The sequence below is a fragment of the Buttiauxella sp. S19-1 genome, assembly GCF_022134725.1.
In the GTDB taxonomy this organism is placed as follows: domain Bacteria; phylum Pseudomonadota; class Gammaproteobacteria; order Enterobacterales; family Enterobacteriaceae; genus Buttiauxella; species Buttiauxella ferragutiae.
This window is the reverse complement of the sequence record NZ_JAHWLU010000053.1, coordinates 1-17,160: the sequence shown is the minus strand read 5'-3', so window position 1 is coordinate 17,160 and position 17,160 is coordinate 1. Positions and strand designations below refer to the sequence as shown.

Genomic DNA, 17,160 nt, shown 5'->3' with positions numbered 1-17,160 from the left:
GTTTACCTCCCGATTAATAAAGCAAAAGATTCATAAGGTTGGAGTTCAATACTGACAGCAAGCCGATCGCGTGGCGCGTAGTTGCTAATCAAACATTCGCCGTGCCAGTTCTGCATCTGATGCGGGATATCGAGCGTCAGGTGCTCAGCGGTGAAATTATTGATGACCAATAACCGCTCGCTATCAAGTGCTCTTAGCCAGGCAAAAACCTGCGGATGCTCGCGCAGTACAGGCTGGAAATCGCCGTACACCAAAACCGGGTACTGTTTACGCAACGCCACCAGTTTCTGGTAATGCCACAAAATTGAATCCGGTTCGGCGAGGGCCGCCGCGACATTGATCTCGCGGTAATTCGGGTTCACGGTAATCCAGGGTGTTCCGGTGGTGAAACCTGCATTCGGGCTATCGTCCCACTGCATCGGCGTGCGCGCGTTATCACGCCCGTTAGCATGAATCCCCTGCATCATCTCCTCATGGCTGACACCTTCCGCCAGCCGCTCTTGATAAAGATTCAGGCTTTCGATATCGCGATATTCATCAATGGTTTCGTAGCGCACGTTGGTCATGCCAATCTCTTCACCCTGATAAATATACGGCGTACCTTTCAGGCAATGCAGCGCGGTGGCAAGCATTTTGGCCGAAGCCACACGGAACTCGCCTTCGTCACCAAATTTTGACACCGCACGCGGTAAATCGTGGTTGCTCCAGAACAGCGAATTCCAGCCCTGGTGCGCCAGTGCGGTTTGCCACTTCTCAATGACCGCTTTGAAACTCGCCAGTTCAAATGGCTTGCTGCGCCATTTCCCGGCGTGCTCATCCCAAAACTGTTTGATGTGGTCGAACTGGAAAACCATAGAGAGTTCTTCGCGCTCGACACCGCTGTAAAGCAGTGCGTCAGCGGGCGTGGCGCTCCAGGCTTCACCCACCGTGACGGCGTCACCTTTGCCAAACGTGGCACGGTTCATCTGGCGAATCAGAGCGTGCAGATTTTTGCCATTCGCCATTTTCTGTGCGTCGACTTCTTTACCGATAAGGTCGATAACGTCCATGCGGAAACCGCAGATGCCTTTCGCCAGCCAGCGGTTCATCATGGCGTGGACTTCAGCGTGAACGCGTGGGTTTTCCCAGTTGAGGTCGGGCTGGCGTGTTGAGAACTGGTGTAGATAATATTCGCCGCTGGCTTCATCAAATGCCCAGCCACTGCCGCCAAAATATGAGTGGAAATCGTTCGGCGGGCCGCCATCTGCCGCAGGTTTGCGCCAGATATAATAGTCACGATAAGGGTTGTCTTTAGATTTCAACGCTTCGATAAACCACGGATGTTCATCGGATGTGTGGTTGACGACTAAATCCATCAGGATGTGAATGTCGCGCTGTTTGGCCTGCGCGATCAGGGATTCCATTTGTGCCATGCTGCCAAATTCGGCGGCAATGTCTTCGTAATCAGAAATGTCGTAACCGTTGTCGTCCATCGGCGAGCGGTAAACCGGCGAGAGCCAAATCAGGTTGATGCCGAGCTGTTGCAGGTAGTCGAGTTTGCTGATGATGCCGTTAATGTCGCCGATACCATCGCCGTTGCTGTCCATAAAACTACGCGGATAGATTTGGTACACCACCGCGTTGTGCCACCATTTTTTTTCCACTTTTTTCTCCTTTTTTGTCGGATGACGCTGCGCTTATCCGACCTACGAACCGCGTCATCCACCCCAATAATCATCAGCTAAATTCGCACAAATGCCCGCCCGTCATTATTAAACAAATAGCAATTTTCCGGCGGTAGCCGCAGGCCGATACGTCTGTCAGCCTTAATCTCAAGCCTGAAAGTATGGCGCATAACTAACGGTTCGCTACCATAACCGCTGTTCACGTACAGTAAAGTCTCGTTGCCCATCTGTTCGACAAACAACACTTCGCCTTCGATATCCGCCTGCACCAGCTCGGTTATCTGGACGTGTTCCGGGCGAATACCCAGTTGCACCGCTTGCCCTTCTGGCACGCCGGCACTGTTTATCGGCAGCGTAATTTCCTGGCGATTCTCCAACATAACATCGGTACGCAGTGCGCTGCCGTGCGTTAACACACCGTGGATCAAATTCATTTTTGGCGAGCCAATAAACTGCGCGACAAACACGTTCGCCGGGCGGTCGTAGAGCTCAAGCGGCGTACCCACCTGCTCAATTTTCCCCTGATTAAGCACCACTATACGGTCGGCCAGCGTCATCGCTTCGACCTGGTCGTGAGTGACGTACAATATCGTGGCGTTGATACGTTTATGCAGGGCGGCGATTTCCATGCGCATTTGCACGCGCAGTGAAGCATCAAGGTTTGAGAGCGGCTCATCGAAAAGAAACAGACTCGGCTCACGCACAATGGCTCGCCCGATAGCCACACGCTGGCGCTGGCCGCCGGAGAGATCTTTAGGGCGCCGATCGAGCAAATGCTCAAGCTGTAAAATGCGCGCACTTTCTCGCACTTTTTCATCGATGATTTTGACCGGCAGTTTCGCCATCTCCAGCGCAAACGCCATGTTCTGATACACCGTCATGTGCGGATACAGCGCGTAAGACTGGAACACCATGCCAATGCCGCGTTCCGACGGCGAATCATCGTTAACGCAAACGCCGTCAATACGCATCTCGCCGCCGCTGATTTCCTCAAGCCCTGCGACCATGCGCAGTAATGTCGACTTCCCGCAGCCGGAAGGCCCCACCACCACCACAAACTCGCCGCTATTCACTTCCAGATCGAGCGGTTTAATCACTTCCGAAGTGCTGTTATAGCGTTTTTGAATTTTATCGAGCACAAGTTGCGCCATGGTTATCCCTTAATCGCCCCACTGGTTAGCCCGCTGACAATGCGTTTCTGGAAGATAAGCACCAACACGATAATCGGCAGCGTCACCATGACTGAGGCTGCCATAATGCTGCCCCACGGCAACTCAAAGGTCGACGCGCCGCTGAACATACTTATCGCCACCGGCACCGTGCGTTTATCGCTGGAAATAATAAACGTCAGCGCGAACATAAATTCATTCCACGCGCCGATAAACGCCAGCAAGCCGGTGGTGACCAGTGCTGGAGCCAGAATCGGCGCAAACACGCGGCGGATAATGGTCCAGGTTTTCGCGCCATCGACAATCGCCGCCTCCTCCAGCTCCACCGGAATCGATTTCATAAAGGTGGTAAGCACCCAAACGGTGAACGGCAGCGAAAAAGTGGTGTACGACAACACCAGTGCGCCAAGCGAATCATATAACCCAAGAAAACGCACCAGCTCGAACATGCCAGTTAGCACCGCCACCTGCGGGAACATCGAGACACACAGAATGGTGAACAACAGGAATTTACGCCCGCGAAACTGCACCCGCGCCAGTGCGAATGAAGCCGTAATAGACACCAGCAAGCAAATCCCCACGGTTATCGTCGCGACCAGTACCGAGTTCAGTAAGCTACGCGCAATACCGTTCGCCACCAGCGCGGTGACGTAGTTGCTCCAGTGATAACCACTCGGGAAGTAGGCCGGTAAAAACAGCTCCTGCCCAGTGCGCAGCGAGGTCAGAATGGCGTAATAAAACGGAAAAACACAGAACAACACCGCGCAGGTCGCCCCCCCATAAATCACCAGATTGTGCGCAAATTTGCGCTGCCGACGCGTGGTTTTCATCACCGCTTCTCCTTCTCGTTTAAGCGTGAGACGCGGATAAAACAGGCAGCAATGCCCGCTACCATCATAAACACCAGCACAGAGGCGGCCGACCCCATCCCCATATCCTGATAAGAGATAATTTGCTCGCGGGCATAACCGGAAATCGACATCGTGGCTTCACTATTGGAGGTGAGCACGAAGATTAGGTCGAAAATCCGCATCGCGTCCATGACGCGGAAAATCAGCGCCACAATCATCGCGGGCATAATCAGCGGCAAGGTAATGCGCTTGAAACGCTGCCACGCGCTGGCACCATCGACACGCGCCGCTTCGTAAAGATCGTTAGGGATCAGTTGCAGTGCCGCCAGCAGCATCAGGGCCTAAATGGTGTGGTTTTCCAGACATCGGCAATCACCACCGCCCACATCGACAGCGACGGTTCGGCAATCCATGCCAGATTTGCCTGATAACCAAATATTTTTTCCAGCAAATCGTTCACCACGCCGTACTGGTCGTGGAACATCCAGCCCCACATTTTGGCGCTCACAATGGTAGGAATCGCCCACGGCACCAGAATCGCGGTGCGGACTAAGCCCTGGCCACGAAAGTTCTGGTTCATTAACAGCGCCAGCAACATGCCAAGAAACAGCTCGATGCCGACCGACACCACGGTAAACCACAAGGTATTGCCAACGGCTTGCCACCACAGCGGATCGACCAACACCCCGCTGCTGTCGCCGTCGTGAGTAGCGTAATAATTTGCCAACCCCACCATTTGATACTCAGACGGGTTGTCGAGCATCGCATTGGTGAAACTGAAGAAGAAGGTGCGCACCAGTGGCCATCCGGCCGCCAGTGCAAGTAACAAGAGTGCGGGCGCCACCAGTATCCACGCGATACGGCGACGCCGCTGTTGGTATGAACGGGCCAATTAGTGCCAGTCCTTACCTTTCACGCGTTCAAGGCGTTTTTGCAGATCCGCCACGGCCGTTTTGCCGTCGCTACTGCCATTGAGCACTTTGAAGGTGACGTTGAAGATTGCGTTAGAGACTCGCGGATACTGGCTTTTGGTGGCGGTTGCTGGACGCGGTACCGCGTTGGCGAAGATTTCTTTAAACAACGTCAGATGGGGTGCGGCTTCCAGCACTGCTTTGTCTTCATACAGGGCCGAACGCGTCGGTGCAAAACCGAGATACTTCAACTGCATTTTCTGCGAATCAGCATCGGTGAGGATTTTCAGCAGCGCAATCGCCGCATCTTTGTTTTTGGTATTCGCATTGATAGACCACTGCCAGCCACCCAGCGCATTAGCTGATTTGCCCTCAGGCCCCGCAGGCAGAGGTGCCACGCCAACTTTGCCTTTCAGCGGGCTATCCGCCCCTTGCGAGAGCAAATAGGCGTAAGGCCAGTTGCGCATAAACAACGCGTCACCATTCTGGAATACCGCTCGAGACTCTTCTTCTTTGTAACCCAACGCCCCTTTCGGCGTGATTTTACCCATCCAGCCCGCGACCATATCCAGCGCCGCTGCCGCTTTAGGATTGTTAATGGTCACGTTCCCTTTTTCGTCGATAAACGTGCCGCCGCCGTAAGAATCAATCCACTCCAGCGCGTTACAGGTCAGCCCTTCATACGACTTGCCCTGGAAGATCATCCCCCAGAAATTTTTGTGTCCGGCTTTGCGTTCTTCTTCCTGAATTTTGGTGGCGATACGCGTCAGGTCTTCCCAGGTTTTCGGCGGCTGCTCGTTGTATTTTTCCAGCAGATCTTTGCGGTAATAGAGCACGCCAGTGTCGAGATACGCCGGAACCGCTTTCACCTTGCCGTTTACCGTATCGTTCGCCCAGGGGCCGGGGAAGAAATCCCCTTTCATGTCGCCAACCGCATCGGTTAAATCGAGCGTTTGCTTATCGAGCAGACCCACCCAGATGGTATCTGACTGGAATAAATCGACCGCTTTCTCATCTTTAGCGGCGAACAACTGTTGCAACAAAGCCAGCTTTTCGTCAGACGCCGCAGGGAACTCGATAAATTCCAGCTTGTTGCTGGTCTGCTTCTCGAATCGGTCTTTGACGTAGTTGCAGTATTCCTTACCGCCAGGCGAGATCGGGCATTCCATGCGCAGGGTATCGGCAAACGCAGCGTTAGAAACGCCCGCAAGCGCTAAGGTAATCAGACTTAACGTCAGCTTTTTCATGGCTTCCTCATTTGTTTTGACCAAACTGGAGGGAAAACAGCTACACCATTAAAAAAGCTAGTTAACAACCGCCTACATCAGCAACTTAGCTGGCTAATCTTTGTACGAAATCTCGACCTGGTGCACGTATCGCTATTTTTTATTTCACTTTTCGATAAGACAGGCTACGTGCAGAGATAACAGGAAAAACTGGCTTCAAGCAACGTGCTATTACGAACAAAATAACCGACAGTGGATTATTTGGTGTAATACATCAGTACTGTATGATGCCTGTAAGTTTATATTACATAGTAAAACTGCTTATTAATTGAAGGAATAATTATGGCAATTCACCCTCTCAGCACACGGATTAACTCTAATGCCCCAGCAGAGTCTATGTCATATGATTTGTGTATATATAAAATGGATTCAAAAGGGAATAAACATACATTTGTGGATGTGAAGCAACAACAGATTCAGGGTAATTATGAAACCCAGAAGCATTTCACCGAAAACATCAGTGACCCACTTTCGACAATCTGCATTATGGAAGTCACGCTTTACCAGAAAACAATGCTCCATACTCATTGTGTTTCACCGGTGCCTTTTACCCGAATGTACACGCTGGAGGAATTTTCCTCCGGTAAAGCCTTCTCTCCGCTTAAACGTGAAAACCCCTGCTATTTTATTTCGCAAGGGACAACCAAACTGTCAAGCTCGGGTAAAAACATCTTATCAGTTCAGATATCAAGCCATGAAAGGCCGTTTATTGCTGAACAATATCCGGTTGGCGATCCCCTCGACCCATTTGAAAAAAGTATTATTGAAGGGCAAATAAAGAATCGATTTAACCAAGTGACATTCCCCGATCAGAATGCTTCCAGTCTGTGCGGCCCTGCTGCCTTTTTTTACTGTCTGCAACAAGACCGACCCGATGTGTATGTCCAGGCAGCACAAGATCTCTGGCAGTATGGAAAAACAAAAATTGGTGAACTTGAAATCACTCCCGGTGACGGTTGCCGGCATCCTTCTGGCGATTTTTACGATGGGTATGGCAGACAAAAGATTACCGGTCTGGACTGGATAATGCTGGCAGGTTTGAGAGACTCAGAAAATTCGGCATTGAGCTTTGATACGCTCGATTCCCCCATAGCGGGGATCACCATGTGGCAAACGCTGACAGAATGGTTTGAGAAAACGGGATATGAAAAAGTATTCAGTAATATCGGAGTAACCCAGACGGGTATTCAGGGGATTCGTGAGTTAAATGACTATGTAGGGAAAGGTTATAAAGTTGTCACATTAATAAATGATGGGCTGCTTAAAAATAGTCATTCAACTTTAACCGTTCCCTCTCACTGGATTGTATGGGATGAATCGGTAACACAAGACAGCTATAACAATGTGCATCTAAAATTATTCTCATGGGGAGATGTGTCCGATCAGATAAAACCAAGAAAAGATATGTCATTTTTCATTAACCGATTTTTTGGAGGGCTGGTTTTTAAACCACTAAAATAAACATGAACTTATCTAGATTATTACTTATCATTATCACTTTTGGTATATCTGCATGCAGCCCAAAAGTTGAATATATCCCTGACGGGAAGATTCTAAAGGCTGCAACCGTTGGTAAGCCTTATTTTTTCAAGATTGATATATTGGGTGGTGCGGTGATTGGCGGCCCCGAGAGACGAGTTGGCTTTGTCTCACCAGATAATAGCGGGGTTTTTCTACGAAATTGTCCAATGGACGAATGGAGAATTTCAGCGAAAACGAGAGATCCTCATAATTATAACTGCGTAGAAATATATGGCACTCCCACAAAATCCGGCGAGCTAAAAATAAACATTGGCGGCGGAATGTACGGCAGCATGATCGCCCCAGCCAGCGAATTTAGTAAAGAATACACACTGAAAGTTGTTGAACCATAAAGTTGAATAGCAAGTGAAAAGGATCTTTCTCAGACCCTTTTCACCCTGCACTTTTTCACCATTCCAGCCATTCGCCACCGCGATGGCTGCTTTCCCGTACTGTTTCGATAAACTTCATGCCAGCCAGTCCTTCGGCGATGCCAGGAAGCAACGGCGCTTTGCCACCACGAATTTTAATCGCGGCTTCACGGTAGATTTGCGCGAATCCTTCCAGATAACCTTCGGGATGGCCTGCGGGTGTGCGGCACTGGTGGCGCACAGAATCGTGGTTGTTGACACCATTGCGCGTGACAACGTAACTATTGCCATGATGCGGATGTATTTCAAGGATTTCAGGTTGTTGCTGACGGAAGCTGATGGTCGCCCTGCTGCCAACGATGCGCAGACGCAGGTCGTTTTCAAAACCGGGTGCCACCTGGCTTGCCCACAAACGCCCTCTTGCACCATTGGCATAACGCATTTCGGCGTACACTTCATCGTCCAGCACCCGCCCTTCAATGCGCGTTAGCAGTTCGCCACGCACTAATTCTGGTTCCATGCCGCTGACGAACGCCGCCAGTTGCCAGGCGTGGGTACCAATATCGCCAATCGCCCCAGCGCCAGCCATTGCAGGATTACCGCGCCAGCTCGCCTGCTTGTTATCGGTCAGCTCTAACCGGTCGTTCAGCCAGTCCTGCAAATACTCAACTTCAATGGCGCGAATATCGCCAATTTCGCTATTGGCAATACGGGCGCGCGCTTCCCGGACCATCGGCAACGCGCTGTAGTTATGGGTGAGAATAAAGTGGCACCCGCTGGTTTCGATAACCTGCGCCAACGCCTGTGCTTCCGCCAGCGTCACACCAAGCGGTTTATCGCAAATCACGTGAATACCGTGCTCTAAAAAGACTTTTGCCACCGGAACATGCAGATGATTAGGGGTGACAATCGCCACCACTTCGATACCGTCGGCACGAGCGGATTCTTGTTGCGCCATCTCCTGCCAGTTGGCGTAGCACCGCCCGGCATCAACATACAGCGCTTCACCGCTGCGTTTTGCCACTTCTGGCGAGGATGAAAATGCACCGGCGACTAATTCAAACTGGTCATCAAGCCTTGCCGCAATACGATGCACGCCACCAATAAATGAACCTTCACCGCCACCGACCATCCCTAAACGTAGCCGTTTCATGGTTAACCCTCCAGCCCGAGCATACGACGCACCGCAGACACATCGCTTTCGTGATGCGCAAAGTCGTCAAAGGCATAATCGGCAACCGGAATAATATGATCGGCGATAAATTTTGCCCCTTCGCGCGCCCCCGCATCGCCTGATTTCAGGCAACACTCCCATTCAAGCGTAGCCCATCCGTCATAGTCGTATTGCGCAAGTTTGCTGAAAATTGCCTTGAAATTAACCTGCCCGTCCCCCAGCGAACGAAAGCGACCTGGGCGCTCAATCCACGGCTGATAACCCGCATAAACGCCGCTTTTTGCCGACGTCTGAAACTCGGCGTCTTTAACGTGGAAGGCTTTGATTCGCTCGTGGTAATGGTCAATAAAACCGAGGTAATCGAGGTGTTGCAGCAGCATATGGCTTGGATCGTAAAGAATATTGCAACGCGGGTGGTTATCGACCAGCGCCAGAAAACGCTCAAAGGTGACGCCATCATGCAAATCTTCGCCGGGATGCAGCTCAAAACAGACATCAACGCCCGCCTCGTCAAAACTGTCCAGTATCGGTTTCCAGCGGAAAGCCAGTTCACGAAACGCTTCATCAAGCAGTTGTTCGTTGCGCGGCGGCCACGGGTAAAAATAGGGCCACGCCAGCGCGCCAGAAAAAGTCGCGTGGGCATTTAGCCCTAAATTTTGTGAAGCGCGAGCCGCTTGTTTCAGGCTGTTGACTGCCCATTGTTGACGGGCACTAGCATCGTGCGCCAGTTCAGGCGGCGCGAAGCCTGCAAATGCCGCATCGTACGCCGGATGCACGGCCACCAATTGCCCTTGCAAATGGGTCGATAACTCGCTGATTTCCAGCCCAACATTTGCCAGCATTGCACGAATGTCTGCACAGTATTCCGGGCTTTGCGCCGCTTTGGTGAGATCAAAAATATGCGGTAAGTGTGTTGGGATTTGTAGCGCTTTGTAACCTAACCCCGCCGCCCACTCGGCAAGGGATTCCAGGGAATTAAATGGTGGCTTATCCGTAATAAACTGCGAGAGAAAAATGGACGGCCCTTTCAGGGTTTTCATTACAACATCTCCTTAATTAACACCGTGCGTTGTTCACGAACCGCAAGATCCGCCGCCAGCACCACAGCGAGGCTTTCAATCGCCTGCTGCTGATGCAGTGACAAATCGCTATCATCAAAAATGGCACGGGCAAAAAACTGTTGTTCCCGTTGGCACAAGGCAAAATGGTCCGGTTCATCGCTTGCTGTCACCCATTCATCCTGGTGAGCAAACTCACCCTGCGCGTTTAATTCGGCGTGATGCATGCGTAACGATTCGGTACGTGTGTGCGCCTCAACATTTGCCGATTGCCCTTCGCCCCCGGCTTCGCGCGCCACGATCGACACCGAACCTTGCGGGCCAATTACATCTTTAATAAAGAAGGCCGTTTGGCTCATCATCGGCCCCCAACCCGCTTCGTACCAGCCAACTGAACTATCTTCAAAACGCACCTGAAGCTGGCCGTAGTTGAACTGTTTTGGCGCGATTTCGTCGCTTAAACGCACGCCAATCGCACTCACCGACAGCGGACTGGATTGCGCCATCTGGCACATCACGTCAAGGTAATGCACACCGCAATCGACGATAGGCGAAAGCGACTGCATCAGCATTTTGTGGGTGTGCCAGGCGCTGCCGCTACTTTGCTGATTGAGGTTCATGCGCATCGCCAGCGGTTTGCCCAGCCCGTGCGATAGCTGAATAAACCGCTGCCAGACAGGGTGATGGCGCAGAATGTACCCGACAACCAGTTTCTTGCCCGCAAGTTTCGCGGTAGCAACAACACGTTTCGCCCCGCTCACCGTGGTGGCGAGCGGTTTTTCCAGAAACACATGGCAACCTGCCGCCAGTGCCGTCAGCGCCAGCGCTTCATGGCTATCCGGCCAGGTAGCGATGCACACCGCATCAGCCTGGGTTTCTTTGATTGCCTGCGGCAAATCATCGAACAGCGGAATGTCGGCCGCCAGTTGTGCTTTGAGGCGAACTTTTGACGCTCCGCGAGCCACCAGCCCGCAGAGCGTAAACTCATCGACTTGCTGATACGCCAGGCTGTGGGCGGCTCCCATATTCCCGCAGCCCACAACCAACACGCGCAGCGGCTTATTTGCCATGCTGCTCACCCTCTTTGTAATTGAAGCTGAAGAAGAAGATGGCGGCGATCACCACCGCTGCAATCGCTGGCATCCACCAGAATTGTTGCCATTGCAATAAGCCCTCCGCACCTTTCGCAGTCACTGAGCGGTTAAATACCGCGCCGCTGATTTGCGAACCAATCAACATGCCAAGACCGTAGGTGAACAGCACCAGCAGGCTTTGCGCTTGCCCTTTCACTTTGTTGCCCGCCACTTTGTCGGTGTAGATAAAGCCAATCACAAAGAAGAAGTCGTAACAGACCCCGTGCAGGATGATGCCGATGTAGATCATCCAGCGCGTTTCTTCGGTAATTCCGAGGGCGAACATCGCGTAGCGCAGGAACCACGATAACATGCCGATCAGCAGCATCATTTTGATGCCCAGACGACGGAAGAAGAACGGAATCAGCAGCATAAATAGCAGCTCAGACATCTGACCAAACGCCATCACCCCACTCACGTTTTCAAAACCAACCGCTGAAATAAACGGTGCGGCGTAGGCGTAATAAGCCGCCAGAGGAATCGAGATCAGCGTGGCGCAGATGATAAACACCATGAAGTGGCGCTGTTTGAGCAACGCAAAAGCGTCGGCACACACCAGGTCACGCATTGAAAGCGGTTTGCCGCGATCCGGCGCGGGGGTATTCGGCAGCGTGAAGCTGTAGATCCCCAACACCACCGAAGCGATGGCTGCCAGCGTGAAGATGCCGGTGCTATCTGAAAGACCGCTGGTGCCAACAATCAGCCCTGCGACAATCCAGCCGATGGTGCCGAACGCACGCACAATCGGGAACCCTTTTTCGCTGTTTGCCAGGCTGTGGAACGCCACGTTATTGCTCAACGCGATGGTCGGCATGTAGCAAAGCATGTAGGCGAAGACAACCCACAACAGGCCACTCTGCCCGCTTTCAAACATCCCTGGCAGCCACCACAACAACGCCGCGCCGACCAGGTGCAACACGCCGAGCACCTTTTGCGAGGCAAAGAAACGGTCGACCAACATGCCTAGCACAAACGGCGACAAAATCGAGGCGATTGGCCCAGTGGAATACGCATCACCAATTAATGCGCTCAGGCCGTATTTGCCCATCACCACGCCGAGGGTCACATACCAGGCACCCCAGACGAAAAACTCGAGAAACATCATTAACGACAGGCGTGGAATCACCCATTTATGAGTGACCACTTGTGCCCCAACGGCCGACTGAGAAGACATAAATCCTCCGGTACAGAGTATTGATTTAAGGGTAAGAGGTTATTTTTGTAATCGATTACATTCGCACTTCAATAAAAATGTAATCGATTTCATTTAACTTGCCATCATGCTGGTGAATTATTTGGTAGTATCAATTCAAATCTGGAATGCGGTTCACAATTCAACCGATCGGGCAAAGGATCAACATGTCGATAGATAAAGTGGCGCGAATGGCTGGGGTTTCTACCGCCACCGTATCCCGGGTGCTGAATGGCAACCCTGCGGTGAAACCCGATACGCGCGACAAAGTGCTGGCGGCAATTGAGGCTTGTGAATACCAACCTAACCTGCTGGCGCGCCAGTTGCGCACTTCACGCAGCCGCATGTTGCTGGTGCTGGTGTCCAACATCACCAACCCCTTCTGCGCCCGTGTGGTGCGTGGCATCGAAGAAGAAGCGGAAAAACACGGTTACCACATTCTGCTGTGTAATTCTGAATCGCGTCTAACCCGCGAATCGGCCTATTTGCGCCTGTTGAGCGGCAAAGTGGTCGATGGTGTGATCACTATGGATGCCGTCAGTTGTTTACCTGGATTAACGACGCTAATCGGTGACTCGCCGTGGGTACAATGCGGCGAAGGCGACCCCGGTTATCGTGCCTCGTCGGTGACTATTGATAACTTTAAAGCGGCTGCCGCCGCCGTCGACCACCTGAACAGCGCGGGTTACCAACGCATCGCTTTGATTAACGGCGATTTGCGTTATCTCTACTCCCAACAACGTGAAGCGGGTTATCGCGCATCCTGTGGCAAAAACTGGCAAGCGGTGGTGTATGCCGATGGCCTTGAATATCAGGCAGGCGTGCAGGCAATGGCCGAACTGTTCACCCTGCCAGAACCGCCGGATGCGGTATTCGCGATATCCGATGCACTGGCCGGTGGTGCGCTGCATTACGCCCATGAGCAAGGCCTGCGTGTACCTGAAGATGTGGCGATTATGGGCTTTGATGGCGTACCGTTTGGCGCAGTGACCTTCCCTCCTCTCACCACCATCGAACAACCGATGCACCAGCTCGGCGTACGCAGCGTGCAATTATTGCTCGAGCGTATTGATAACCCGGAAGTCGAAACCGTGAATGAGATTCTGGACTGGAAACTGGTGGTGCGTGGGTCGGTGTGACGTCTATACCCTTCATACTTCAAGTTGCATCTTTGTTGGCTACGCTTACTCGCCCGAATCACTTAGTTTACTAAGCTCATCGGGACTCGTTCTCTTGCCGCCGCGATGCAACTCAAATGATTTTGGGTCTATAAGGTAGCTGAGCATTGAACTTCATCATCTGAAGTTCAATGCTCATTCCTGACTATAGGGCCGGGTCAGTCCCATCATGGTCACCTAAAGTTTTTCTGTAATCACACAATTGAGCGCTGTTCAATGGTTATGTTCGTTAACCAGAATTGCGCTTTAGATGAACGAGTACCATCTTCAGTTCCAAATACGTCCTCACAATATATATTTGTATCCATAGCCTTTTTGGCTGCGTAAAGCTTATCTGCTCTACGTATCGTCCCGAATGACTGGAAAATGACTTTCCATTTCGCATCACTGAGTAAATCAGCGAGGGTGTACGTTCTTATATCCGAGTTATTACTTTTATGTTTATCAATGATAAATTGATCGATTGCACTACGATGTAGTATATAAAGAACAACACCATTGCCATCAATAATAGGCAACCTATTTCTTCCTGTTGTTTCCAATTTCTCTTCTAACACATTTTTCAGTAAATTAAGATTTGCGGCATCTCCAGGATCTTTTAATATTAAAGTTGTCACGTCAGTAGATGTCATATCAATAGCCACATCTTCCGCACTGATTTCACTTAGTTTTTGATCGCTGGTTAAGTGTCTGATGATCTGATTGGTTTGCTGAGTCGCAGCATCCATACTTTTTTGCGTATAATAAAATGCCAGCACAGTACCCATCCAGGTTGCCAAAAGTGGAAGAATTATATTAAGTATATCTTTAGTGTGAGCAAATCTTTCCTTTCCCGCAGGGTCATACAGGCCAACTATAATAGCAGCGGAGCTTAAAGCAGCAATTAAAGCCAACACAATACAGACAACGATAATACTCAGTTTATTACGTAACTTAGCTGTAATAAATGATTCATTTTCAATGTTAGTTTCCATGATGTTGCACCTTGCAAGTTAATTTTAGTCCCATAACCCTGGATAATATCAAGGGGTGTATCTATGATCTGCATATGCGTCCCCTTGGTACTCAACTAACTATTACAATGGCACAATGGATAAACTGTCATACAAAAGTTTAAATTTTTTAATTTGTTAATGCGGAAGTATTAAAGACTGTATATACCCGTCATCCTTCAAGTTGCAGGGGTGTTGGCTACACTCACAAATCCCAGTCACTTACTCAGGTAAGCTCCTGAGAATTTGCTCCCTTGCCGCCTACCTACAACTCGAATCATTTTGGGTATAGATGATACTTTAAATATGTTAAATCTTGCAAAGGGTGGGCGTATGAATCACTTTATCCATTACATTAGAAGAAATATCCTTCTTCAAAAAAATGATGACATTGTTGCCCCGCCATTTTATGCGGCAAGAAAAAAAACTCCGGAATCTATATATTATCCCACTTATCACATAACAAGGTCTACGCAGGGGCCTGCAAGCCGCATTAAGCCAGGGGATGTTATCTGGATTGTCGCTCAATTGTATTCCCCTTGGGATTCTTGTTGGCAGCAGTTACCCCCTGGTTTAGACATGAAACTTATCGTGAAAAGCATTAGCCAAAAAGTTGTCAATGACCGCCCGTTACTGCGTTTTAGAGCCGCAGAAGGGTCAATGTGGTTTCCATATAAAAATGCCGTTGAGATTTTGATTGAATTGCAAACGTTGAACCAAAATAATACCGAGATGCGTTTATGGGGAAATCCAGAACAACAAATTGGTTACTATTTGCAGAGCATTAGGCAGCTAAAAGATGGAGCTAAACTTCAGGAATGGGCTTCGAATATCAATCTGGAACCCTTTGATTTTATCAGTTACAGAATTAAAGATGGGACATTCCAGGCATGGCTTCAGGTTGCCAAATTGATCCATGAAGAAAAAGTTGTATTTTGGGACCGCTGGACATTACCGAGGCGTATGGTCGAAAGACGCGAGTTTATCGATGACAAGATTTTAACTGACTTCCTTCAGCAAAAAATTCAGCAGTGTCGCCAGGTGATACCTATTCAAACCGATCTATATGGTGCACCGGGAAGCTATTCAGCACTGGAAAAGGCATACGCAATAGGTTTAGGAAAATTAAAACCTTGAGAAACAATTAACACTTTTCCACCATATATTTCTACAAACTAGCCATCCTCATAGCAGCTGTAGGCAGCTTCAAGGTAGAAGCGGACATGATCAGAGCAATACCCTGCGATAATCAAACGGCTGGACAGTTCACCCCGAGATGCTGAACATGCCCAGCATACAGAAAAAACCCCGTTCCTTCGGGGTCTAACACTTTATATAAAAAGGTTAAAACTCACGCTCCAAAACTATCGGGAAGTAGTTTAATCTCAGCCAAGTACTTTCATGGCTTCTTCAAGTCCATAACCAAAATAATCGGTCAAATAATCTGAATTAAAATTCTTGTCTTTCCAGCAGTTTTCTAATGGCAGACTGACCAATTCCGTAAATGGCTCGTCGTATTTATTGGTTATTTTAGGGCGTTTAGAAACATCGAGATTATTGAACCCTTCAACCAAAGCAGGTACGTTTTCAGTTTCTACGATAACAAATTTAGCACCCACAGCTTTTTTATGGGTAATCTCATTGCCCCATGGTTGATGGTTTTCAAGTTTAATACCCGTTTCTTCTTCAAGCTCACGAATAACGGTACCGAAGCTATTTTTATCTCTATTTTCAAATTTCCCGCCGGGGAGATGATATCCACGGCGTTCCTCGGGTGGATTTCCCGACTTGCCACCTTTGGCAACGAGCACGTATTTCCGATCAGTGAGTATGAGATATATTTTAGCCATAATTAATTCCTGTATTTATATATGAACAACTCTCACCGCACAGGCAAAGACTCAGATTGCCTGTGAGGGAGATTCTTATGCTCAGCTAATTAAATGTATTTTCTACAATGAAGTTATTTTATTGCTGAAAACATCTAGTGACTTATGACCCACTGATGGTTCAAATTGCTCGTGTGAATCAAGATTTAATGCAAAATCAGATACGTGATTAAGAGGTTTTGATTTTGGATTGAATACATAATAGAGATCCTGGCATTTTTTAAGCATGCCAGCAGTATCAATGTCTTTATTTTCTGCTTTAACCGTCACTTGATATACCTGGATAAAATCATTCAGTGTGACTTTGCTCATGTCGACAATTGAACGGTAGAGCACAAATGAGCTGACCTTATCGCATTTTGATTTCAATGATGTAGATGTCACCGTGCGTGACCACCCAGCAAAATCGAGGCGAACCATTGATGCACCTTCAAGAATAGCGCAATACCTGAGTACTTCGCTTTCAGAACCCTCAGTTGAACCAAAAAGAATATTGACAAACCCACTAACTATTGTTGCAACAGCAGATTTATTGTCGCCTGCAACGAAATCTGATACCGAATTATTCACAACGTCAGTAATATTTTTTGCATTATCTGACGTAAAGGCTTTTGTTTGATAAATAAAAGATTGTATTGAACTTATGGGAAACGTTCTATTGGTACCAAGCCCTGCCCCTAATAAATCTGTGTTTATTTTTTCTGCGTAATATTGAGTCTTTGACTGACCCAGAGCCATGAGAGTATCAAGATGAGCTGAGCACTCATCCCT

15 protein-coding genes and 1 pseudogene are annotated in these 17,160 nt (G+C 49.4%); 4 read left to right on the top strand and 12 right to left on the bottom strand.

Features of this window, described 5'->3' with window-relative positions:
- Window positions 1-2 precede the first annotated feature (2 nt).
- From MES37_RS13225 to MES37_RS13205, 5 genes and pseudogenes are all read right to left on the bottom strand, one after another.
- Entirely contained in the window at window positions 3-1,643 is a 1,641-nt protein-coding gene (locus tag MES37_RS13225; protein ID WP_237931682.1) for a glycoside hydrolase family 13 protein, read from the bottom strand.
- Between the two features lie 77 nt (window positions 1,644-1,720).
- Complete coding sequence (locus MES37_RS13220) at window positions 1,721-2,815, bottom strand: ABC transporter ATP-binding protein (RefSeq protein ID WP_237931680.1); 1,095 nt, start codon at window positions 2,813-2,815, stop codon at window positions 1,721-1,723.
- A gap of 2 nt (window positions 2,816-2,817) precedes the next feature.
- The gene (locus tag MES37_RS13215) at window positions 2,818-3,663 is read right to left on the bottom strand and encodes a carbohydrate ABC transporter permease (RefSeq protein ID WP_064547008.1); all 846 of its coding nucleotides are present in this window, start codon (window positions 3,661-3,663) and stop codon (window positions 2,818-2,820) included.
- Window positions 3,663-4,576: pseudogene (locus MES37_RS13210) on the bottom strand (carbohydrate ABC transporter permease). The gene MES37_RS13215 and the pseudogene MES37_RS13210 overlap by 1 nt, the downstream one beginning before the upstream one ends.
- Complete coding sequence (locus tag MES37_RS13205) at window positions 4,577-5,842, bottom strand: ABC transporter substrate-binding protein (RefSeq protein ID WP_232885943.1); 1,266 nt, start codon at window positions 5,840-5,842, stop codon at window positions 4,577-4,579.
- Between the two features lie 321 nt (window positions 5,843-6,163).
- On the opposite strand from MES37_RS13205, the gene MES37_RS13200 reads away from it, so the two are divergent.
- Both MES37_RS13200 and MES37_RS13195 read left to right on the top strand, forming a co-directional pair.
- Window positions 6,164-7,342, top strand: coding sequence for a hypothetical protein (locus MES37_RS13200; RefSeq protein ID WP_237931678.1), 1,179 nt, complete (start codon window positions 6,164-6,166; stop codon window positions 7,340-7,342).
- Window positions 7,343-7,344: 2 nt separating this feature from the next.
- Window positions 7,345-7,755 (top strand): hypothetical protein, encoded by a 411-nt coding sequence (locus MES37_RS13195; protein WP_237931676.1) that lies wholly within the window; start codon window positions 7,345-7,347, stop codon window positions 7,753-7,755.
- A 55-nt stretch (window positions 7,756-7,810) separates the two neighbouring features.
- Here the strand turns inward: MES37_RS13195 and MES37_RS13190 are convergent, their stop codons facing one another.
- From MES37_RS13190 to MES37_RS13175, 4 genes are read right to left on the bottom strand one after another with little or no spacing between them, the layout of a single operon-like run.
- Window positions 7,811-8,926 (bottom strand): Gfo/Idh/MocA family protein, encoded by a 1,116-nt coding sequence (locus MES37_RS13190; protein WP_237931674.1) that lies wholly within the window; start codon window positions 8,924-8,926, stop codon window positions 7,811-7,813.
- Between the two features lie 2 nt (window positions 8,927-8,928).
- Window positions 8,929-9,987, bottom strand: a complete 1,059-nt coding sequence (locus tag MES37_RS13185; RefSeq protein ID WP_237931672.1) for a sugar phosphate isomerase/epimerase family protein — start codon at window positions 9,985-9,987, stop codon at window positions 8,929-8,931.
- The gene (locus MES37_RS13180; RefSeq protein WP_237931670.1) at window positions 9,987-11,075 is read right to left on the bottom strand and encodes a Gfo/Idh/MocA family protein; all 1,089 of its coding nucleotides are present in this window, start codon (window positions 11,073-11,075) and stop codon (window positions 9,987-9,989) included. Before MES37_RS13180 ends, MES37_RS13185 begins: the two co-directional genes overlap by 1 nt.
- Complete coding sequence (locus tag MES37_RS13175) at window positions 11,065-12,312, bottom strand: MFS transporter (protein ID WP_064547020.1); 1,248 nt, start codon at window positions 12,310-12,312, stop codon at window positions 11,065-11,067. Before MES37_RS13175 ends, MES37_RS13180 begins: the two co-directional genes overlap by 11 nt.
- A 185-nt stretch (window positions 12,313-12,497) precedes the next feature.
- Between MES37_RS13175 and MES37_RS13170 the strand changes: the two genes are divergently transcribed.
- Window positions 12,498-13,469: a LacI family DNA-binding transcriptional regulator gene (locus tag MES37_RS13170; protein ID WP_064547022.1), complete on the top strand. Its 972-nt coding sequence runs from the start codon at window positions 12,498-12,500 to the stop codon at window positions 13,467-13,469.
- 233 nt (window positions 13,470-13,702) lie between these two features.
- On the opposite strand, the gene MES37_RS13165 is transcribed toward MES37_RS13170, so the two are convergent.
- Window positions 13,703-14,482: a hypothetical protein gene (locus tag MES37_RS13165; RefSeq protein ID WP_237931668.1), complete on the bottom strand. Its 780-nt coding sequence runs from the start codon at window positions 14,480-14,482 to the stop codon at window positions 13,703-13,705.
- A gap of 351 nt (window positions 14,483-14,833) precedes the next feature.
- Between MES37_RS13165 and MES37_RS13160 the strand changes: the two genes are divergently transcribed.
- Window positions 14,834-15,637 carry a hypothetical protein gene (locus tag MES37_RS13160; protein ID WP_237931666.1) on the top strand — a complete coding sequence of 268 codons (804 nt, stop codon included), beginning with the start codon at window positions 14,834-14,836 and terminating at the stop codon, window positions 15,635-15,637.
- Window positions 15,638-15,885: 248 nt separating this feature from the next.
- Here MES37_RS13160 and MES37_RS13155 read toward each other — a convergent pair whose 3' ends face one another.
- On the bottom strand, window positions 15,886-16,350 hold the full coding sequence (locus MES37_RS13155; protein WP_121813381.1) for an NUDIX domain-containing protein: 465 nt from the start codon (window positions 16,348-16,350) through the stop codon (window positions 15,886-15,888).
- A 102-nt stretch (window positions 16,351-16,452) separates the two neighbouring features.
- Window positions 16,453-17,160, bottom strand: a 708-nt coding sequence (locus tag MES37_RS13150; RefSeq protein WP_237931664.1) for a hypothetical protein, incomplete at its 5' end; no start/stop codon positions are given.